This window comes from Frankia sp. CcI49 (genome assembly GCF_001983215.1).
Taxonomy (GTDB): Bacteria; Actinomycetota; Actinomycetes; order Frankiales; family Frankiaceae; genus Parafrankia; species Parafrankia irregularis.
In genome coordinates, this window is the sequence record NZ_MOWP01000005.1 from 13,534 (window position 1) to 35,855 (window position 22,322).

Here is a 22,322-nt window from a genome sequence, read left to right on the forward strand (position 1 = left end):
CGCTCCTGTCCCAGGTCGCTCCGCCGTCCAGGTCGGTGCGACCGGGCCGGTGCCCGCCGCGGAGAACGTGCCGGCCGCGGTCACCGCCCACGACAGCGTTGTTCGCTCCGGACGCTGTCCAACAGAATGGACACGGACATGCAGTTGACGGTCCTCGGATGCCGGTCGGGAATGCCCGGCGCCGGCCAGTGCAGTTCCAGCTATCTGGTGGAGAGCGAAAAGGCTCGCCTGTTGCTGGACTGCGGCCCCGGGGCCGYGACCGCGCTCAGCACGATCACGCATCCGGACCAGCTCGACGCCGTCGTCATCAGCCACCTGCATCTGGACCACTGCTACGACCTGCTTCCCCTCGGGAAGACGCTGCTCGCCGGATACGGGCAGTTCGCCGAACTGTTCCCGACGCTGCCGTCGCTGACCCGGCGCGTCGAGCGGGCCCCGGTGCCGCTGTACGTTCCGGCGGGCGGACGGGAGCGGCTGACGGCGCTGGCGGCGCTGTTCCCGGTCGCGACGATCCCACTGCTGGACCGCGCGTTCGAGGTCGCCTTCGACGTCCGCGAATACGCGCCGGGGGACGTCTTCGAAATCGGCGACACCACCGTGAGCCTGCATGAGCTGCGCCATTCGGTGCCCAACTGCGGAACCCRCATCGACAGCGGAACCGGCAGCTTCGCCTACACCGGCGACACCGGGGTGACGGCGGATCTCGTCCCGTTCGCCCGTGACGTCGACATGCTGCTCGCCGAGGCGACGCTGGAGCTCACCGATACCACGGGCCACGGCCACCTCAGCGCCACCGACGCCGCCGCCGTGGCCGCCGCGGCCGGGGTGGACCAGCTCGTCCTCACCCATTTCGTGACCGCGGATCGGGCCTGGCTCGCCGCCCGCAAGGTGGACGCGGAGCGTGTCTTCGCCGGTCCGGTGCATCTGGCCGCCCCCGCGGCCCGCTTCACGACGCGGAGCCCCGAGGTGCTTGCGCCCGTCGTCCCAGGCGCGGAGCTGGCGCGATCCGGTCGGGCCGGAACGGAGCTGGCGGGTACGGAGCTGGCGCCCCGTGGTTGAACCGTTCAGCACGGCGCCCGCCGCGCCGCGGCGGCACCGGACGCCCGGCGCCGCCGCGGCCCTGACCGTGCGCGCACCGCGCACCGCGCCGCCGGTCCGAGCCCTGTGGTGCGACTACGGCGGTGTCCTCACCTCCCCCGTCGCCGACGCGCTCAGCCAGGTCGCGGCGGCTGCCGAGGTCCCGGCGGCGGACCTGATGGCGGCGATCCGCCAGGTCGCCGAACCGTTCGGCGGCACCCTCATCGAGCCGCTCGAGCTGGGCATTCTTCCGCAGCGGGAATGGGGGCTGCGGGTGACGGCGGCACTCGCGCCCCGCTGGACACCGCGCATCGACCTGACCCGCTTCGGCGACTACTGGTACGTCGGCCGGACCGTCAGCACAGAGCTGTTCACGCTGCTGGCGCGGGTGCGCGGTGAGGGCGTGCGGGTCGGCATGCTCACGAACAGCGTGCGGGAATGGGAGCCGCACCGGCGGGCCCTCGCCCCGGATGTCGACCCGTTCGAGGTGACGGTCAACTCGTTCGAGGTGGGCCTGCGCAAGCCGGATCCGGCGATCTTCCGGCTGGCCGAATCGATCTTCCGGGTGCCGCCGGAATCCTGCCTGCTCATCGACGACCTCGGCGCCAACTGCGCCGCCGCCCGGGTGCTCGGCTGGCAGACAATCGAGCACACCACCGTCGCCGACACCCTCGACGTGGTGCACCGACTGGTTTTCGAGCGGCGCTGAACCCACTTTCAATTCTTTTCCATCCCTGACCGTGGACCGCGGGACGGCGAGGGAGAACCGCCCGCGAGAACGATAAATAGTTTCCATCGATCCATCGAAATCGATCACGCGCCGACGATTGCTGTCGTTTACGGATCGTTCGCCACAATCGCATTGCCAACCGCGACGCACCGTTCGAGACTGAGTCCGGAAAATCCGCCAGGAATTCCCCGGAACTCGTCACGGAACAGGTGGTCGGTGTGTCGCAGTACACCCTGGGAGCGGGCCTCGTCCTTCCTGAGGACCGTGGCCTCTACTCCCTCGTCGACGACCGGGTACGGGTCACCCCCGAACTGGTTGTCCTGAGCCGCCCGGCGGCGTCGGGCTGGCAGGACATCACCTACCGCGAGCTCGACGCCCACGCGCGCCGGGTCGCGGCGGTCCTGCTGCACCGGGGAGTCGGCGCGGGCGACCGCGTCGGCGTCCTGGGCCGCACCAGCTACGAGTGGGTGGTGGCCGACCTCGCGGTGCTCGCGATCGGCGCGATCACCGTCCCGATCTTCCCGACCGCCTCCGCGGCCCAGATCGCTCACATCGTCGCCGATTCCGGGATGACGTGGTGCTTCGCCGAGACACCGGAGCATCAGGAACTGGTGGCCGGCGCGGCGGCGGGCGCGCTGCGGGCGGCCCCCTGGCCACTGGCGGACCTCGACACACTGGCGGCATCCGACGACACCGCCCGCACCGACGGCGAGTTCGAGCGGCGCCGCGACGCCGTCCGCGCGGACTCGATCGCGACAATCGTCTACACCAGCGGAACCACCGGGATGCCCAAGGGCTGCATTCTCACCCACGGCAACCTGTTCGCGTCCAGCGCGAACACGGTCGAGCACACCGGCGGGCTGTTCCGCGTGTGGCGTCCGGAGCACACCGTCGGCACCGGTGCCGACGGAGACGGCGCGGACGCCAGCGATGTCGTGACCGAGCAGGCCGCGACGCTGCTCTGCCTGCCACTGGCGCACGTCTTCGGACGCACCATCCTGGTCGCCTGCCTGTACGCCGGGACCAGGACCGGGCTGCTCTCGGCCGTCACCGACCTGCTGCCCGCGATGGCCGGTTTCCGGCCGACCGTGCTGGCGCTGGTCCCGTACGGGCTGGAGAAGATCCGCAAGGGCCTGCGGGCAGCCGTCGACGCCGACACCGAGCTGGCCGCGGTCGCCGCGGGGCTGGCACAGGTCGGCACCGGCACCGGCACCGATGAGCCTGGCGGCCGCCCGGACGAAGCCCTGCTGGCCCGGGTCGGCGCCGTGTTCGGTGGGCGGCTGACCCACGTGATCAGCGGCGGCGCGTCGCTGGACAGCACGACCGCGGCCTACTACCGCGGGCTCGGCGTGCACATCCTCAACTGCTACGGCCTGACCGAGGCCGCGACCGCCGTGACGGTCAACCAGCCCGAGACCAACCGGGTCGGCACCGTCGGCCAGCCCATCCCGGGAACGACGGTGGGCATCGCACCGGACGGCGAGGTGCTGGTCGCGGGCCCGAACGTCTCCCCCGGCTACTGGCGGACCGGCCAGGACCCGCTCAAGGCAGGCACAGACCCGCTGAAGGCGGGAACGGACCCGTCGACCGCCGGCGCCGACGGGCAGGACGGCACCGACGCCGCGCCCCGCTGGCTGTACACCGGCGACCTGGGCCGGCTCGACGCCGACGGCTACCTCGTCATCACCGGCCGGCGTAAGGAGATCCTGGTCACCAGCGGTGGCAAGAACGTCACACCGACCCTGCTCGAGGACCGGATGCGGTTGCACCCGCTGGTCGCCGACTGCATGGTCGTCGGCGAGGGCCGCCCGTTCGTCGCCGCGCTGGTGACGCTGGAGCCGGCGGTGCTGGCGAAGCTGGCCGCCGAGGCCGGCCTCGACCTCGACGCCGACCGGTGGTGGGAGCATCCCGCCCTGGCGGAGCGGCTGCGCGACGCGGTCGACGACACGAACAGCCTGGTCTCCCGGGCCGAGTCGATCCGGCGCATCCGGGTGCTGCCGACCCAGTTCACCATCGCCGACGGCCATCTGACGCCCTCGATGAAGCTGCGCCGCGCACAGATCGAGGCCACGTTCGCCGCCGAGATCGACGAGCTCTACACCGCCGCACCCGAGCCGGCCGGCCCGGCGCCGACCGAACCGGCGACCTCCGCCGCCTGACCAGAGCCGCCGCCTGACCTGAACCAAAGGCCCCAGTCCTGTTCCACCCGCCTGTACGACGGGAGTTCCCAAGGATGTACGACGTCATCGTGGTCGGTGCCCGCTGCGCCGGATCGCCGCTGGCCATGCTGCTGGCCCGCCAGGGCCACCGGGTCCTGGTCGTGGACCGGTCGACCTTCCCCAGCGACACTGTGTCGACCCACTACATGCACCAGACGGGGCTGGCCCGGCTGCGTGACTGGGGCCTGCTGGACCGGCTGATCGCCAGCGGGGTGCCGCCGATCCGCAACCTGACCTTCTACTACACCGGCATGCTCGTCGAGGGCTTCGCCGACCCGATCGAGGGCATCGACGCGGTGTACTGCCCGCGCCGGACCGTCCTGGACAAGCTGCTGGTCGACGCCGCCCGCGAGGCCGGCGCCGAGGTGATCGAAGGCTTCACGGTCACCGACCTGCTGTTCGACGCCGGGCGGGTCACCGGCATCCGCGGGCAGGTCGGCGACGGGCCCGAGCAGGAGTTCCGCTCCGCGTTCGTGGTCGGCGCGGACGGGCGGACGTCCACCGTGGCGGACAAGGTCGGCGCCGACTTCTACAAGGTCGTGCCGGCGGAGGGCTTCATCTACTACTCGTACTTCGAGGGCCTGGACTGGGCGATGCAGCACCGGACCGGCCTCGGCGAGCAGCAGTTCGGCACCTGGCCGACGAACGACGGCCAGCACCTGCTGTCGATCATCCGGCCGCGCGCGGCGTTCAGCGAGTTCCGCGCCGACGTCGAGGGCAGCTTCCAGGCGATCTTCGACAACGTGCAGCCGGAGTTCGGCGAGGACCTGCGGGCCCGGGGCAAGCAGGTGGAGGAGTTCCGCCCGATGCGCTACCCGGACAACTACTACCGGCGCTCGAACGGCCCGGGCTGGGCGCTGGTCGGCGACGCCGGCTACCACAAGGACCCGTTCACCGGCTGGGGCATCACCGACGCCTTCCTGCAGGCGCAGCTGCTGGCCGACCGCCTGCACGCGGGCCTGGCCGGCGAGCGGACGCTCGACGACGCCGCCGCCGAGTACGTCAAGATCCGCGACGAGGAGAGCCACGGCACGTTCGAGCTGACCTGCACGCTGTCCAAGCTCGTCCTGCCGCCGTTCCTGGACTCGGTCTTCAACGCCACCGCGGCCAGCCCCCGGTACATCAAGAAGTTCTTCGCCATGATCGCCGGCGGCGCCGACGGCCACGACTTCTTCGAGCGCGACAGCCTCGCCGAGCTGTACGAGGAGGTCGGGACGCCGGCCGACAAGCGCCTGCTGCCGGCCGCCTGAGCCCGAGCCCGAGCCCAGAAACCCAGGAGGCGTCCCCCCGATGACCACCGCCCCGGCCACGCGTCCACCCGCGCCCGCCGGCACGCCCGAGCCCGCCGGTTCGCCCCCGCCCGCGGGCCCGGGGGCCGACGTCGCCGAGCTCGCCCGGCGCACCCGTGCCTTCGTCGACGACCACGTCCTGCCCGTCGAACGCGAGCTGGTCGTGGCGGGCCGGCACATGGACGACGACGTCCGGGTCGACCTGCAGCGCGCCGCCCGCGCGGCCGGGGTGTTCGGGCCGCTCACCCCGGTCGGGCTCGGCGGACTGGGCCTGTCCAACGCCGGCCTCGCCGAGGTGCTCGAGGCGGCCGGGCGCAGCCTGATCGGCCCGACCGCGGTCAACTGCGCCGCACCCGACGACGGCAACATGCACCTGCTCGCCGCGGTGTGCACCCAGGCGCAGGCCGAGCGCTACCTGCACCCGCTGCTGCGCGGTGAGACCCGCTCCTCGATCGCGCTCACCGAGCCCGCGCCCGGTGCCGGCTCGGACCCGTCGATGGTCCGCACCAGCGCCGTCCCGGTCGACGGCGGCTGGGTCATCGACGGGGCGAAGCACTTCATCACCGGCGCCGAGGGTGCCGCGTTCACCATCTGCATCGCCCGCACCGAGGGCGGCACCACCATGTTCCTGGTCGACCAGGACAACCCGGGCCTGCGCGTCGGGCGCCGCATGCCGACCCTGGACCACAGCGCCGCGGGCGGGCACTGCGAGGTCACCTTCGCCGACTGCTTCGTCCCGGACGACGCCGTCCTCGGTGACGTCGGCGCCGGCCTGCGCTACGCCCAGGTGCGCCTCGCCCCGTCCCGGCTGGCGTTCTGCATGGCCTGGCTGGGCCTGGCCGCGCGGGCGCACGAGATGGCCGCCGCGTGGATCACCGGCCGCTCCTCGTTCGGCCAGCGGATCTCCGACCACGGCATGGCGCAGGCACACGTCGCCGACAACGAGATCGACATCGCCGCCGCGCGGGCGCTGGTGCGGTCGGTGGCGCGGGTCCTCGACGAGGAGGGCCTGGCCAGCTCCGGCGCCCGCCACGGCGCCGCGATCGCGAAGACGTTCGTCGCCGAGGCGGTGTGGCGGGTGCTCGACCGGGTGGTCCAGCTCTACGGCGGGCTCGGCATCTGCGAGGACCACCTGGTCGCCCGCTTCCTGGTCGAGGCCCGCGGGTTCCGCATCTACGAGGGCTCGTCCGAGGTGCTGCGTGCCTCGATCGCCCGCCGGGTGCTGCGCGCGCACAGCAGCCCGGCTCCCATCAGCCCCGAGGAGGCCCGATGACATCGACATCCGCACCTGCCACGCCGCCCGCGACGCAGCAGGCCGGCGCCGGAGCCGGCGGATCCGGGCCGTTCTCCATCTTCGGCCCGGCGACGGCCGATCCGTCGGCACCGGACTTCGCGCGGATCTGCGAGATCGCCAACGCGATCGTGCCGTTCCGCCGGTTCGTGGGCATCGACATCACCCAGGTCGACCCCGACCACTCGGTCGTGGAGATCCCCGCCCGGCCCGATCTCACCAACCAGCTCGGCACCGTGCACGCGGGCGCGCTGTTCCTGGCCGCCGACCTCGCCGGGGCGGCCGCCGTCGCCGGGGCGATGGCGGCGCGGCTGAGCCGGTTCGAGAGCCTCGTCGTGCGCGACGCCCGCTCGTCCTTCCGCCGGCCCGCCCGCGGACGCATCCGGGCGATCGGCATGGTCGACGAGCGGGAGGCGCGCCGCGTCCTCGCCGGCACCGGGCCCGAGCGGTTCGACCTCGACGTGCGTGCCGTGCTCTACGACGACGACGACGTGATCGTGGCCCGCTTCGGCTTCGACTACGTCTGCGCGATCGGCGGCGACTGACCATGGCCACCACCGAGTCGACGGCGTCATCACCGTCCCCGGCCTCGTCCTCGTCCCCAGCCCCGGCCCCGGCGCAGGGCTCGTCCGCCGAGAAGGTGGCCGTGCCGGTCGGCGGCGGCGTCGTGCTGGGGCTGCGGATCATGGCCCAGCCCGACCCGGCCGTGCCCGTGGTCGCGCTGCTGCCCGCGATGGCGCTGAAGGCGAAGTTCTACGTGCCGCTGGCGAAGGCGCTGTTCGGCGCCGGCCTGTCGGTGGTGCTGTGTGACCAGCGCGGCTACGGCGACAGCACCCCCGGCCTGCGCGAGCAGCCGAACTTCGGCTACCGCGAGCTGATCGAGGTCGACGTCCCGGCGGTGGTCACCACGATCCGCGCCCGCTTCCCCGAGTCCGCGCTGTACCTGTTCGGCCACAGCCTCGGCGGGCAGCTCGCGCTGTTCCACGCGGCGTCCGCGCCGGCCGGTGTCGCCGGCATCATCACCATCGGCACCGGCACGCCCTACTGGCGGGCCTTCGGACGCCGCAACTGGCTCGAGGCGTACTGGAAGATCCAGACGATCGGCCTGGTCGCGCGGCTGCGCGGCCACTGGCCGGGCGGGATGCTCATCGGCGGCGCGATGTCCGGCCAGGTCATGGTCGACTGGGCGCGGCAGTCGCGGACGAGCTGGTGCCGGCCGCGCGGCTCGTCGCGCCGCCACGACGACGCGCTGCGGGCGCTGAGCCTGCCGGTGCTCGCGATCTCGCTCGACGACGACCGGCTCGGCCCCGCCTCGAACGTGGACTTCCTGTGCTCCCGGATGCCGGTCGCCCGGCTCACCCGCTGGCACGTCGTGGCGGCCTCGGGAGTCGAGAACCGGGACCACTTCGCGTGGATCAAGGACAGCGCGGTCATCGGGAAGGCCGCCGCGACCTGGATCGCCAGCGGCCGGCTGCCCGCCGCGGCCACCGCGGGCTCCGGCACCAGCTCGACCGACGGGGGCGGCCGGTGACCCGGGCCCGGCTGACCGTGCTCGGCGACAGCTTCGCCGAGGGCCGCGGCGACCCGCGGCCGGACGGCTCGTACGGCGGCTGGGTGCCGCTGTTCGCCGACCTGTTCGCCGTCCCGCGCGGCGGCCACCGCAACCTCGGCACCCACCAGGCCACCACATCCGACATCCTGCACCGGCAGGTCCCGGCCGCCCTGGTCAACAAGGCCACCATGATCGGTTTCATCGGTGGTGTGAACGACCTGGTCAGCGACTACGACCCCGATCGCTTCGCGCGCAACCTGGAGGCGATCCTGCGCCGGCTCGCCGGCCCGGACACCGTCCTGTTCACCGCCACCTACCCAGACATCCCCGGCAACCTCGACATCCCCGCGCCGTTCCGGGCCCTGCTGCGCGACCGCTTCGCCCGCGCGAACGAGGACCTGACCCGGGCCGCCACGGCCGTCGGCGCGGTCTGCCTCGACATCGCGGCCGCGGCCGAATGGCGCGGGCCGACGTTGTGGGACCCCGACGGGCTGCACCCGAACCCGCGCGGGCACCGCCACTTCGCCGACACCATGGCCGACTTCGTCGGCCTGCACACGGGCATGGCGCCGGTCGGGCGCGAACCCGTCGGCGCCGGCGCGGGGGCCGGCCTCCTGTCCTACTGACCCCTTCCCCCAGGCCCTGGCCTCCGGCGCCGCCGGCCGCTGTGCCCGCCCGCCGCGGGGCCTGCCGCCGCGGGGCCGCCGGCCGGCCCTGTGCCGCCGGTGCCGCCGTCATCCCCTGGCGGCACCGGCCCACCGGCCCCGCGGCCCCGCGGCCTGGCGCGGCTGACCATCCAGCGCCCCGCCCCCACCACCTGATGAAAGGTTCATCGTGCGCGAGAGCGGACCGCCCCGGCGACTCGCCGACACACCCATCGCCATCGTCGGCATGGCGGGTCTCTTCCCGCATGCCCGTGACGTCCGTGAGTTCTGGCAGAACATCGTCGACGCACGGGACTGCATCGAGGACATCCCGGCCAGCCGCTGGAACATCGACGACTACTACGACGCCGATCCGACCCGGCCCGACCACACCTACTCCCGGCGTGGCGGCTTCGTCCCGGACGTCGACTTCGACCCGCTGGAGTTCGGCCTCCCGCCGAACCAGCTCGAGGTCACCAGCACCCTGCAGACCCTCAGCCTCGTCGTCGCCCGCGACCTGCTGCGCGACGCCGGCGCCACCGACTCCACCTGGTACGACTCCGAGACCACCGGCGTGGTCCTCGGTGTCACCGGGCCGGTGCCGCTCATGCACCCGCTCGGCGCCCGGCTCACCACCCCGGTGCTGCGCGAGGTCGTGCGTGCCTGCGGGCTGACCGAGGACGACGCCCAGGCCATCGCCACCCGCTACGCCGAGGCCTTCGCGCCCTGGGAGGAGAACTCCTTCCCCGGCCTGCTCGCCAACGTCACCGCCGGGCGCATCGCGAACCGCCTCGGCCTCGGCGGCATGAACTGCACCGTCGACGCCGCCTGCGCGGCGTCGCTTTCCGCGGTGCGGATGGCGATCGCCGAGCTGGTCGACGGCCGCTCCGACATGATGATCGCCGGTGGTGCCGACACCGAGAACTCGATCTTCGGATACATGTGCTTCAGCAAGACCCAGGCGCTGTCGAAGTCCGACCGCATCCGCCCGTTCGACGAGGGCGCCGACGGCACGCTGATCGGCGAGGGCGTCGGCATGATCGCCCTGCGCCGGCTGGCGGACGCCGAGCGCGACGGCAACCGGATCTACGCGGTCATCCGCGGGCTCGGCTCGTCCAGCGACGGCCGTTCGAAGAGCATCTACGCCCCGCGGGCCGAGGGCCAGGAGCGCGCGCTGCGGCGCGCCTACGCCGACGCCGACTGCTCGCCGGCGTCCGTCGAGCTGTTCGAGGCCCACGCCACCGGCACCGCCGTCGGCGACCGCACCGAGCTGACCGCGCTGGACGGCGTCCTGCGCGCCGCCGCCGACGGGCAGGCCCACTTCGCCGCGATCGGCAGCGTCAAGTCGCAGATCGGCCACACCAAGGGCGCCGCGGGCACCGCCAGCCTGATGAAGCTGGCGCTCAGCCTCTACCAGAAGACGCTGCCCCCGACGATCAACGTCGAGCGCCCCAACGGCCCGCTCGCCGAGGACGCGACCCCGCTGTACGTGAACACCCGCACCCGGCCGTGGATCCGCGACCCGCGCCGGCCGGTGCGCCGCGCCGCCGCCTCCGCGATGGGCTTCGGCGGGACGAACTTCCACGTCGTCCTGGAGGAGCACAGCGCGCTGCGCCCGGCGAACGGGATGGTGCACCGCACCGCCCGTGCCTGGGTGTGGCACGCCCCGGACCCGGCCGCGCTGCGCGCCGCGCTCGAGGCCGGCGCCGCCCCCACCGACGGCCCCATCCCCGCCGACCACGCCCGGGTCGGGTTCGTGACCCCGGCCGGCGACCCGGACGGCGCCGAGCCGCGCCGGATCGCGCTCGCCCAGCTCGCCGCGTCCCCCGACGCCGAGCAGTGGACGCACCCCGCCGGGGTCTACTACCGCCGCCGCGCCCTGGCGGACCTTCGCGTCGGCGCGCTGTTCGCCGGCCAGGGCAGCCAGTACCTGGAGATGGGCCTCGACGCCGTGCTCGGCGTGCCGACCGTCGGCCAGGCCCTCGACGACGCGAACGCCGTGTTCGACGGCGACGCCACCGCGCTGGCCGCGGTGATGTACCCGCCGCCGGTGTTCGATCCCGAGCTGCGCCAGGAGCAGGAGTCCCGGCTGCGGGCCACCCGGTACGCCCAGCCCGCCATCGGCGCACTGTCGGTGGGCCAGTTCCGCTACCTGGCCGAGCTGGGCCTGGACTGCGCGGGCTACCTCGGCCACAGCTTCGGTGAGCTCACCGCGCTGTGGGCCGCCGGCGCGCTGACCGACGCCGACTTCTTCCGGCTCGCCCGCGCCCGCGGCGCCGCGATGGCCCCGCCCGACGCCGTCTCCCCCGCCGACACGGCCTCCGCCGCCGACGCGGTGAGCGCCGATCCCGGGACGATGGCCGCCGTCCAGGCCGGCCGCGAGGAGATCGAGCAGATCCTCGCCGACTTCCCCGACGTGGTCGTCTGCAACCACAACGCCCCCGACCAGGTCGTCGTCGGCGGCGGCACGCAGGCCGTCGGCGAGGTGCTGGCGGAGCTGGCCCGGCGCGGCCTGAACGGGCGGCTGCTGCCCGTCTCCGCCGCGTTCCACACCCGCTACGTCGGGCACGCGGTGGACCGGTTCGCCGCCGACCTGGCCTCCGTCGAGATCGGGGCGCCGACCGCGCCGGTGTACGCCAACACGGCCGGCGCGAGCTACGGCACCGAGCCGGCGGAGAACCGCGCGGTTCTCGGCGGCCAGCTGCTGGCACCCGTCGACTTCGTCGCCGGTGTCCGCGCGATGCGCGCCGCCGGCTGCAACGTCTTCGTCGAGTTCGGCCCGAAGCAGGTGCTCGCCCAGCTCACCCGCCGCATCCTCGGCGACGAGCCGATCGCGGTCGTCTCCACGGACGGCGGCCCGCTGCGCGACGGCGACGTCATGCTCAAGCAGGCCGCCGTGCAGCTCGCGGTGCTCGGCGTGGCGATCACCGACATCAACCGGTACGACCCGGCCTCGCACGCCGAGGGCGGGCAGGCCGCGCGCCGTGCCGCGATGACCATCACGCTCACCGGCGCCGAGTACATCCCCGACTCCCGCCGCGCGCTCTACAACGCCGGCCTCACCGACGGCTTCCGGGTCAGCGCGCTGGCGGCCCCGACCGCCGCCACACCGGTCGCGGACGCCGCCGCGGTCACCGCCGTCACGCCGGCCACGCTCACCACGGCGGCGCTGGCTCCGGCCGCGCTCACCCCCACCGCGGGCGGCGCCCCCACCGCGAACGGCGGCTCCGTCCTCGGCGGCCTGGCCACCACCAGCGCCAACGGTGACCTGTCGGCCGCCAGCCACGCGCCGGCGGTCGACGGCCCACCCGCCCCGAACGGTCTGGCCGTGGCCGGTGCCGCCGCGGCGCCGAGCCCGGTGGTGGCCGCAGGCACGGACCTGGACCCGGCGCTGGTGACCGAGGCGGTGAACCGGCACCTGGACCTGCACACCCGGTACCTGGACGGACAGCTGCAGATCACCGGGGAGCTGGTCGCCCTGCTGCGATCGGGCGCGAGCACGGACCAGCCCGCCTGGATCCCGGCGGCCATCGAGCAGGTCGCCGAGCAGAGCCTCGCCGCCGGCCGCACCCACACCCGCGCCAACGAGGTGCTCGCCGCCCTCGCCGGCCTGCGGCTGCCGGCTCGGGAGGACGCCTTCCTTCCCGCGCCCGCCCCGGCCCCGGCTCTGCCGGTGGCCCCGGTTCACGCGGCACCAGCCGGACTCACGCCGGCCCCGCCGGCCGGTTCGGCGGCCCCGGTGGTGCCCTGGATCCCCAGCCAGGACTCCGGTGACGGCGTTGCCAGCGGCAACGGCAGCACCCCTGGCAACGGCAGTGCCAACGGCAACGGGTACCGGCCCGGGACGCCGGCCCTCGGCGCAGGCGAGCCCGTCGGGACCGAGACCCCGGCGAGCCCTGCTGCCAGCACGCCGGTCGCCGCGGGCCCCACCGCGGACGAGGTGCGCACCGCGCTGCTGGGCGTCGTCGCCGACCGCACCGGCTACCCCGCCGAAATGATCGACACCGGCATGGACCTCGAAGCCGACCTCGGCGTCGACTCCATCAAACGCGTCCAGATCCTCGGCGCCCTCCAAGAACACTTCCCCACCCTCCCCGCAGTCGGCCCCGAACGCCTCGCCGAAATGCGCACCCTCGACCACATCACCGACCACGTCCTCGCCAGCCTCACCAACACGGCAAGCAGCGCCCCCACCGCCAGCACAACCGGACCGGCCACCGCCACGGCGAACGGCACCGCCACCACCGCCGTCTCCCCTGACGCCGTCCGCACCGCACTGCTGGGCGTCGTCGCCGACCGCACCGGCTACCCCGCCGAAATGATCGACACCGGCATGGACCTCGAAGCCGACCTCGGCGTCGACTCCATCAAACGCGTCCAGATCCTCGGCGCCCTCCAGGAACACTTCCCCACCCTCCCCGCAGTCGGCCCCGAACGCCTCGCCGAAATGCGCACCCTCGACCACATCACCGACCACGTCCTCACCAGCCTCACCAGCGCGGCTCCCGCCGCCCCGCAGCCCGTACCGGCCTCGCTGAACGGCGCGCCCGCGGCCGCGGTCTCCCCCGACGCCGTCCGCACCGCGCTCCTCGGCGTCGTCGCGGACCGCACCGGCTACCCCGCCGAAATGATCGACACCGGCATGGACCTCGAAGCCGACCTCGGCGTCGACTCCATCAAACGCGTCCAGATCCTCGGCGCCCTCCAAGAACACTTCCCCACCCTCCCCGCAGTCGGCCCCGAACGCCTCGCCGAAATGCGCACCCTCGACCACATCACCGACCACGTGCTGACGAGCCTCGCCGGGCCGGCCGAGCCGGCCGCCGGAACGCTCGACCCCGTGGCACCGGCCGCGGCCGAGTCCCTCGACGGCGGGGCACCGCTGCCCCGGCGCCGGGTCGAGCTCGTACCGACCGCCCCAGTGGACGTCCTCGACGCCGCGCCGTTCGGGTCGGACCCGGTCGCCGTCGTCGTCGACGCCTCGGCCACCGGCGCGGACGCCGCGACGCTGGCCGCGCTGGACGAGGAGCTGATGGGCCGAGGCTTCGCGGTCCGCACGGTGCGGCTGCCGGCCGCGGCAGCCGGCGGCACCGAGCCCGGCGCCGACACCGAGACCGCCGACGAGCCGGCCGACCCGCTCGACGAATGGGACGCCGCCGCGGTCGAGAGCGCGCTTGCGGACGCGTTCGGCGCGGGGGAGACCGCCGACCTGTGCCTCCTGCTGGTCGGCACGCCGGCCGGACCGGATGACGGTTCCGGCTGGACGGACGGCATCCGCCGGCTCGCCGACGCCGTCCTGGTGGCCAAGCACGCCGCCGGGCCGCTGCGCCGCGCGGCCGCGCGTGGCGACCGCGCCGCCTTCCTCACCATCACCCGCCTCGACGGCGGTCTGGGCCTTCGCGGCCCGGAGCCCGCGGTGCAACGCCTCGTCGGCGGGGTCTCCGGAGTGGTGAAGACGCTGGCCCGCGAGGAGACCTCGCTGTTCTGCCGGGCCCTGGACGTCGATCCCGCCGTGGCGCCCGCGGATCTGGCCCGGATCGCGCTGACCGAGTTGTGGGACGCGGCTGTCGACCTCCTCGAGGTCGGCGTCGACCCGGTCGGCACCCGCTGGACGGTCCGGCCCGGCCCCTTCGGCGCCAGCCCGGCCACGGCGACCGCCGACCGTGACCCGGAGACCGGGCCCATCGACGACGGCGAGGTCACCAAGCTGAGCCCGCAGGACACGGTGATCGTCACCGGGGGCGGGCGCGGGGTGACCGCCGACTGCGTGCGGGCGCTCGCGGCCCGTGTCCCGGCGCACTTCGTGCTCCTCGGCCGGACCGAGGCCGACGCCGATCCCGCCTGGGCGCAGGGCGTCGCCGACGCCGCCCTGCTCGGCGCCGCCGCCGCCGACCTGGCGGCGCGGGCCGGCACCGACGGCCCACGCCCGACGCCCCGGCAGGCCGAGGCGGCGCGCCGCGACGTGCTGGCCCGCCGCGAGATCCGCGACACCCTCGCGGCGCTGGCCGCGACCGGCGCCACCGCGGTCTACCTGAGCGTCGACATCGCCGACCGGGCGGCGGTACAGGCCGCGCTGGCTCCCTACCGGGACGTGGCCAGCGCCCTCGTGCACGGTGCCGGGGCACTCGCCGACAGCACGTTGGAGGCCAAGACCCCCGACGCGGTCCGCCGGGTCCTGACCCCGAAGCTGACCGGGCTGCGCAACGTCCTCGACGCGCTCGGCGCGCTCGACTCATCCGAGGAATCCCGTTCCGGCGCGGCCTCGCCGCTGGGGCATCTGGTGCTGTTCACCTCGGTGGCGGGCCTGATGGGCAACCCGGGTCAGGCCGACTACGCGGCGGCGAACGAGGCCCTCGGCCGGCTCGCCGCCGGCTGGAAGCAGGCGACGCCCGGCCGGCACATCACCGCGATCGACTGGGGCGCCTGGGACGGCGGCATGGTCGACGCCGACCTGCGCGAGCTGTTCCGCTCCCGCGGCGTCGCGCTGATCGACCGGGCGCAGGGCGCCGAGGTGTTCGCCGACCAGTTCGAGCCGCCGGGCACCGCCGACGTCCGCCTGCTGGTCGGGTCGGCCGAGGCGCTGACCGGCGCGGGCGGGGTGCGGCCCGCACCGGCCCTGGTGGCCCGCCGCGACCTCGGCGAGATCGCCGAGCACCCGGTGATCCTGCACCACCAGGTCGGCGGGTTCCCCGTCCTGCCGGCGACCTTCGCGATCGGCTGGCTCGCGGGCGTCGTCGAGCGGGCCCACCCGGGGCTCGCGGTCGTGGAGGTCCGCGACTTCGACGTCCACAAGGGTGTGGTGTTCGACGGGACGGGTGAGCTGACCCTGCGGGTGCACGCCGCGGCTGCCGAGCCCGACCCGAGCGCCGGCGGCGCGGCCGGCACGGGTGACCGGCTCGTCGTGAAGGCGAGCGTGCGCAGCCCGGGCGCGCTGCCGATCGGCGTCTCCCGCTACGCGGCGACGCTGGTCCTCGCCGCGCGGCCACCGGCGCCGACACAGGTGGAGGACTGGTCGCGGCTGGAGGCGCTGTGGTCGGGGCCGGGCGCGCAGGACGGCCTGGAGATCTACACCGGCGGCACCCTGTTCCACGGGCCGTTGCTGCGGGGGATCACCCGGGTCCTGGAGCGCGCTGACCGCAGCCTCGTCATCGAGTGCCGCCTGCCCGCGGCTCCGGTCGCGCACGGCGCGTTCGCCGCCACGCTGCACGATCCGGCGCTGGCCGACCTGCTGCTGCACGGCCCGTCGGTGCTCGGGCGCTGGGTGACCGGCCAGGCCTGCCTGCCGCTGGCCGTCGGGCGGATCGACTACCGGGCCCCGCTGCCGGCGGACGAGCCGTTCGCCGTGGTGGTCGACGAGACCCAGGTCCGCGACACCGGCCTGCTCAACCGGGTGACCGCCGTCGGCCGGGATGGACGGATCCTCGTCCGCCTGCACGACGTGGCGATGGTCGCCACCCCGGACATGGCCGCGAAGTTCGCCGAGGGTGCCGCGCGCTGGGCGCAGGAGGTGACGTCATGACGATCGCCGAGGAGGCGCCCCGCATGTCCGTGCCGGGCTTCGGCCCCGGTGCGCTGCCGGCCGCCGCGTTGGACGACGAGCTCGGTTTCGAGGGCGAGCCCTTCGACGCGCTCCGGCTGACCGTCCCGGCCACGCCCACGGCGACCACGGCGACCACCGTGGCGACCACGGAGGCGCTCGCTCTGGTGACCCCCGGGGCAACCACGGTGGCGGCGGTGACGGTGCCGCTGCCCGCCGGCTCCGCGCTCACCGGCGCGGGTCACCTCGCCACGACCCGGATCGCCGGGCTCATCCGCGAGGCGGGCGCCGTCGTGGCGGCGGCGCACGACTCCGCGCTGGCGGCGCAGCTCGCGCTGAGCCGGCTCACCCTCGCCGGCCCGGCGCCCACCGGCACCGGCACCGTCCGCCCCGCGCCCACCGTCACACCGGCGATCGCGGGCACCCCGACGATCAGCGTCACGCCGGCGGTCACGGGCACGGCGATCACGGGCACACCGGCGATCGCCACGGCGGCGACACCAGCTATCACAGCGATCACGGCGGCCACACCGGCCCTCCCGCCGGCGGTCACGACGGCGGCCGTTCCTGAGACCGGGCCGGCGCAGGCCGGGCCGGCACCCACCGGTCCGGGCACGGAGGACGACCCGGTCACGGAGGCGTCCTTCAAGGCGCTGGCGCGCACGGAGCGCCGTGAGCTCACCGCCGCGGACCTGGCCGCGCTCGGCCGCGGCGAGATCGCGGGCGTCTTCGGGCCGGCCTACGACCAGGAGGGCGCCAGCCCCGACCTCACGCTCGTCGATCCGGGCGACCGGCCGCTGCTGGCCTGGGTGGCGGGGCTGCGTACGCATGGCGGTGCCAGCGCGGCCGGCTCCCTGCACGCCGGTCTGCTGCCGCTGGACGCCGCGAGCGGCACCGACGCGCTCACCACCGAGCTGCTGACCGCGGCCGGGCAGGCGCTGCGGGTCTTCGCGCTGTACGTCGGCCTGCACCTGTGCCTGGCGGACGCACGCTTCGTCCCCGCCGCGCCCGCGGAGGACCCGGACGGCCGCCCGCGCACCGGCCCGGCACATCCCGCGCCCACCGTGACGCTCGTCGGCACCGGCGCCGACGGCGCGTCGCGGTGGGACGGCACCGGCGGGGAGGTCGTGCTCGACGTCGACACGATCGACCTGCTGCCACGGCCCTGGCTGGCCGCCCGGGTGCTGGTCCAGGCCGGCGGACGGGTCGTCGCCGAGATCCGCGACGTGGCCGTGACCGTCCGGGAGCGTCCGGGCACGCAGATCGGGCCCGACCACGGCGGCGCCGTCACGGCCTTCCTCGGCCGGCGCAACGCCGCCGGGGAGCGGGCACTGCTCAACGAGTTCCACATGGCGCACTGCGCCCGCGGGGACCAGGGCATCGGGCTGGGCCCGGAGTTCGGCGCCTACCGGGGCCGGCGGGCCACCCGGCTGCCCGGCGGCGGGCTGCGGCTCGTCGACCGGATCATGGCGTCGGACTCCCGCCGCGGCGACCTGCGCGGCGGCGCCACCCACATCACCGAGTACGACGCGGCGGCGGACTGCTGGTACTACGCCGACACCGCGAACGCCTCGATGCCCAACGCCGTCTACATGGAGACGTCGCTGCAGTCGGCGCTGCTGCTCGGCTACTACCTGGGCGCGACCCTGGCCGAGCCGGAGGAGGACTACAGCCTGCGCAACCTCGGCGGGAGCGCGACGGTGCTGCGCGAGGTGGAGCTGCGCGACGCGACCATCCGCCAGCACTCGACGCTGATGTCGACGAACCCGATGCCGGGCACGGCGCTGCAGGACTTCTCCTACTCGATGGCCGTCGACGGCGAGCCGTTCTACACGGGCGAGTCGATGTTCGGCTACTTCAACGCGCCGGCACTGGCCCGCCAGACCGGCCTGGACGGCGGGCGGCTCGTGCCGACCTGGCTCGACGAGGTCGCCGAGCGGGGCGGTGAGGCCCCGGCGGTCCGCACGATCGACGTCGCCGCCCGCCGCGCGGACCCGGCGGCGCCGCTGTGTGCCCGCGGCCAGCTCGCGCTGCTCGACGACGTGGAGGTCGTCGACGGCGGGGGCCGGCACGGGCGCGGCTACCTGCGGGCGGTCCGCCCGATCGACCCGGCGGACTGGTTCTTCACCCGGCACTTCCACCTCGACCCGGTGATCCCCGGATCGCTCGGGGTCGAGGCGGTCATCCAGGCCATGCAGGAGTGGTCCGTCGACGCGGGCCACGCGGACGGGATGGCCCGGCCCGGGTTCGTCCTGCCGGTCGGCCTGACCATGCACTGGAAGTACCGGGGCCAGCTGCTCCCGTCCGACGGGACGTTCACCCTGGAGGTTCACATCTCCGATGTCAGCCGCCGGCCCGGCCGGGTCCGTGTCACCGCCGACGCGAGCCTGTGGAAGCCGACGATGCGGATCTACCAGCTGACCGACATCGCGATCGAGCTGCGCGACGAGGGAGCGCCGTCATGGTGAGCCCGCCCCTGGTCACCACGCCACTGGTCCCCACACCCCCTGCCGCGGCCTCGCCCGCACGACTCGCACCGCCCGGGCGGGCCACACCGCTCGCCCGGACCCCGGCGGACGTCCACCGGGTGCTCGCCGACCTGGAGCGGCCCGTCTACGTCGTGCGCGACGCGGCCGGGATCGCCCTCACCGGCGACGAGCAGGCCGCGGCGACGGCCGGGCAGGTGCTGGCCGCCGCGGGCCCGCTGCCGCCGCGGCGCCTCGGCTCCCCCGCCTTCCGCCGCGACCACGGGGTCGACCAGGCCTACATGGCCGGGTCGATGGCGAACGGCATCGCATCCACCGATCTGGTGGTCAACCTGGCCCAGGCGGGCTACCTCGCCTCGTTCGGCGCGGCCGGCGTGGTCGCCGCCCGGGTCGAGGAGGCGCTCGCCGACATCAGCCGCCGTGTCGGGGGGCGTCCCTTCGCCTGCAACCTGATCCACAGCCCGACCGAGGCCGCGATGGAGCGCGAGGCCATCGACGCGTGCCTGCGCCATCAGGTGCGCTGCATCGAGGCGTCGGCCTTCCTGGACCTGACCCCCCAGGTGGTGCGCTACCGGCTCGCCGGCCTGCACCGCGGCCCGGACGGGCGGGTCGTCGCGGCGAACCGGGTCGTGGCGAAGGTGTCCCGTACCGAGGTGGCCGAGCTGTTCCTGCGGCCGGCTCCGGAGGCACTGGTCCGTCCGCTGGTCGAGCAGGGGCTGGTCAGCGCCGAGCAGGCCGCGCTCGCCGCGGCGGTGCCGCTCGCCGACGACATCACCGCGGAGGCCGACTCCGGCGGCCACACCGACCGCCGCCCGCTGGCCGTCCTGCTGCCCGAGCTGCTGGCCCTGCGCGACGCCCTTCGGGACACGCCGGGTGGCCCGGGCGGCGCAGGTGGCGGGTGGTCCGTCCGGGTGGGTGCGGCCGGTGGCCTCGGCACCCCCCGAGCCGTCGCCGCCGCGTTCGCCCTCGGCGCGGACTATGTCGTGACCGGCTCGGTCAACCAGTCCTCCGTCGAGGCGGCGCAGTCGCCGGCGACCAAGGCGCTGCTCGCCCAGGCCTCGGTGACCGACTGCGCGCAGGCTCCGTCCGCCGACATGTTCGAGATCGGCGCCGAGGTGCAGGTTCTCAGCCGCGGCACCATGTTCGCGTCGAAGGCGCGCCGGCTGTACGACCTGTACCACCGGTACGACGGGCTGGACGACATCCCCGCCGACGAGCGGGCCGCGCTGGAGAAGCGGATCTTCCGCCGGCCGCTCGACGACGTCTGGGCCGACACGGTCACCTACTTCTCCACCCGCGACCCCGAGCAGATCGAGCGGGCGCGGGAGAGCCCGAAGCGGCGGATGGCACTGGTGTTCCGCTGGTATCTCGGCCTGTCCTCGGGCTGGAGCATCGGCGGCGCGGCCGACCGGGTCGCCGACTACCAGGTCTGGTGCGGCCCGGCGATGGGTGCCTTCAACACCTGGGTACGCGGCAGCGTCCTGGAACCGCTGGAGAACCGGCACGCCGCCGCGATCGCCACCGAGCTGATGCGCGGGGCCGCGTTCACCAGCCGGGTCGCGGCTCTCGCCCAGGCCGGCGTCCGGCTGCCCGCCGCGGCCACCACCTACCGGCCGCTCCCCCACCGACCAGAACAGGAACGACGGCCATGACCGCACCGGTACTGCAGCACCAGCACCGTCCCGAGGGGGACGACGGCACCTCCGCGTGGCTCGTCTGCGACGGCTGCCGGCGGATGATCTACAGCCGGCGGTTCGCCCGCGGCGGGAGCGTCTGCCCCGAATGCGGCTGGCACGCGCGCCTGACAGCCGCGCAGCGGATCGACCTGCTGCTGGACGCGGACTCCGTCGAGCTCCTCGACACTCCGGTCACCGCGGCGGACCCGCTGCACTTCATCGACACCCGCCCCTACACCGACCGGCTGCGCGGCGCCCGGGCCGCGACCGGGATGTCCGAGGGGGTGCTGGTCGCCCGCGGCACGATCGAGGGCTGCCCCGTCGTCGCCGCGGTGATGGACTTCCGCTTCCTCGGCGGCAGTCTCGGCGCGGCCGTCGGCGAGGCGATCACCTTGGCCTGCGAGATCGCCCTGCGGGAACGCACCCCGCTGCTGCTGGTGACCGCCTCGGGCGGCGCCCGGATGCAGGAGGGCGCGCTCTCCCTGATGCAGATGGCCAAGACGGCCCAGGCCATCGGTCAGCTCGACGAGGCGGGCATCCTCACCGTCTCGCTGGTCACCGACCCGACGTTCGGCGGTGTCGCCGCGTCCTTCGCGACGCTGACCGACGTCATCATCGCCGAGCCCGGCGCCCGCCTCGGCTTCGCCGGCGCCCGGGTGATCGAGCAGACCATCCGCCAGACCCTCCCGCCCGGGTTCCAGACCGCCGAGTTCCTGCTCGAGCACGGCGTCGTGGACCTGATCAGCCCGCGGGCAGCTCTGCGCCCGACACTCGGGCGGCTGCTGTCCGTCGCCACCCGCCGCCAGGCGCCGGCGCCCGCAACGGCCGCGGCCGCGGCGAGCCCGGACGGGGAAGCCGGCGGGCACGGCTCGGCGGGCGTCGTCCGTGACCCCGCCCGGCTCGCCGAGCGCCACCCGTGGGAGGCGGTGCGCCTCGCCCGCCGGCTCGGCCGGCCCAGCGCGCTGGACTACGTCGGCGCGCTGGTCGAGGACTGGACCGAGCTGCACGGCGATCGCGCCGCCGCCGACTGCCCGGCCATGATCGCCGGCCTGGGCCGCTTCGACGGGATGTCCGTCGTCGTCATCGGGACGCAGAAGGGCCACACCGCCGCCGAGCTCGCGGCCCGGGCCTACGGCATGCCCTCGCCCGCCGGCTACCGCAAGGCCGCTCGGGTGATGCGGCTGGCGGCGAAGCTGGGCCTGCCGGTCATCACGCTGATCGACACCGCCGGGGCGCATCCCGGCATCGAGGCCGAGGAGAACGCCCAGGCCGTCGCCATCGCCGAGAACCTGCGGCTGATGGCCGGCCTGCCGGTGCCCGTCGTCGCGGTGGTGACCGGTGAGGGCGGCAGCGGCGGCGCGCTCGCGCTGGCCGTCGCTGACCGGGTGCTGATGTGCGCGAACGCGATCTACTCGGTGATCAGCCCTGAGGGCTGCGCCGCGATCCTGTGGAAGGACCCGGCCGCCGGACCGGACGCCGCGGCCGCGCTGCGGGTCGACTCCCGTGCCCTGCTGGAGGCCGGGATCGTCGACGGCGTCATCCCCGAGCCCGACGGCGGTGCCGACGTCGACCCGCTCGCCGCGGCGGACGCCCTGCGCGCCGCCCTGGCCGGCACCCTCGCGGACCTCGTCCCGCTGGACCCGCCGACCCTGGTCTCCGGCCGCCGGGCCCGCTTCCGCCGCTTCGGCGCCCCGGTGCCGGCCTCGGCCTCCGCCACGACCCCGAGCGCCGCCACGCCTGCCGTACCCACCCTCCCCGCGGCACGCCCGCCGATGGGGCAGCGCTCCACCGCCGATCTCGACGACGTGAGGCAGCCTTGAT

Annotated in this window: 12 protein-coding genes; all 12 read left to right on the top strand. The window is 74.8% G+C overall.

Going from position 1 to position 22,322, the window contains the following annotated elements:
- Positions 1-138 precede the first annotated feature (138 nt).
- Positions 139-1,059, top strand: a complete 921-nt coding sequence (locus CcI49_RS03435) for an MBL fold metallo-hydrolase (RefSeq protein WP_241839873.1) — start codon at positions 139-141, stop codon at positions 1,057-1,059.
- The gene (locus CcI49_RS03440) at positions 1,052-1,786 is read left to right on the top strand and encodes an HAD-IA family hydrolase (protein WP_083473332.1); all 735 of its coding nucleotides are present in this window, start codon (positions 1,052-1,054) and stop codon (positions 1,784-1,786) included. The genes CcI49_RS03435 and CcI49_RS03440 overlap by 8 nt, the downstream gene beginning before the upstream one ends.
- A 239-nt stretch (positions 1,787-2,025) precedes the next feature.
- A complete protein-coding gene (locus CcI49_RS03445; protein ID WP_076824417.1) occupies positions 2,026-3,966 on the top strand; it encodes an AMP-dependent synthetase/ligase in 1,941 nt (646 codons plus the stop codon).
- Positions 3,967-4,040: 74 nt separating this feature from the next.
- Positions 4,041-5,276 (top strand): NAD(P)/FAD-dependent oxidoreductase, encoded by a 1,236-nt coding sequence (locus tag CcI49_RS03450; protein WP_076824261.1) that lies wholly within the window; start codon positions 4,041-4,043, stop codon positions 5,274-5,276.
- Positions 5,277-5,316: 40 nt separating this feature from the next.
- Entirely contained in the window at positions 5,317-6,588 is a 1,272-nt protein-coding gene (locus tag CcI49_RS03455; protein WP_054567331.1) for an acyl-CoA dehydrogenase family protein, read from the top strand.
- Entirely contained in the window at positions 6,585-7,151 is a 567-nt protein-coding gene (locus CcI49_RS03460; RefSeq protein ID WP_054567332.1) for a YiiD C-terminal domain-containing protein, read from the top strand. Before CcI49_RS03455 ends, CcI49_RS03460 begins: the two co-directional genes overlap by 4 nt.
- 2 nt (positions 7,152-7,153) lie before the next feature.
- Positions 7,154-8,137, top strand: coding sequence for an alpha/beta fold hydrolase (locus CcI49_RS03465; protein ID WP_054567333.1), 984 nt, complete (start codon positions 7,154-7,156; stop codon positions 8,135-8,137).
- Positions 8,134-8,784, top strand: coding sequence for an SGNH/GDSL hydrolase family protein (locus tag CcI49_RS03470; RefSeq protein ID WP_054567334.1), 651 nt, complete (start codon positions 8,134-8,136; stop codon positions 8,782-8,784). Before CcI49_RS03465 ends, CcI49_RS03470 begins: the two co-directional genes overlap by 4 nt.
- 208 nt (positions 8,785-8,992) lie before the next feature.
- Positions 8,993-16,321, top strand: a complete 7,329-nt coding sequence (locus CcI49_RS03475) for a type I polyketide synthase (RefSeq protein ID WP_076824263.1) — start codon at positions 8,993-8,995, stop codon at positions 16,319-16,321.
- Positions 16,318-18,807: a beta-ketoacyl synthase gene (locus CcI49_RS03480; protein ID WP_083749281.1), complete on the top strand. Its 2,490-nt coding sequence runs from the start codon at positions 16,318-16,320 to the stop codon at positions 18,805-18,807. The genes CcI49_RS03475 and CcI49_RS03480 overlap by 4 nt, the downstream gene beginning before the upstream one ends.
- The gene (locus CcI49_RS03485) at positions 18,801-20,477 is read left to right on the top strand and encodes a PfaD family polyunsaturated fatty acid/polyketide biosynthesis protein (protein ID WP_076824265.1); all 1,677 of its coding nucleotides are present in this window, start codon (positions 18,801-18,803) and stop codon (positions 20,475-20,477) included. Before CcI49_RS03480 ends, CcI49_RS03485 begins: the two co-directional genes overlap by 7 nt.
- A complete protein-coding gene (gene accD, locus CcI49_RS03490; RefSeq protein WP_076824267.1) occupies positions 20,474-22,321 on the top strand; it encodes an acetyl-CoA carboxylase, carboxyltransferase subunit beta in 1,848 nt (615 codons plus the stop codon). The genes CcI49_RS03485 and accD overlap by 4 nt, the downstream gene beginning before the upstream one ends.
- The last annotated feature ends 1 nt before the right edge of the window (position 22,322 follow it).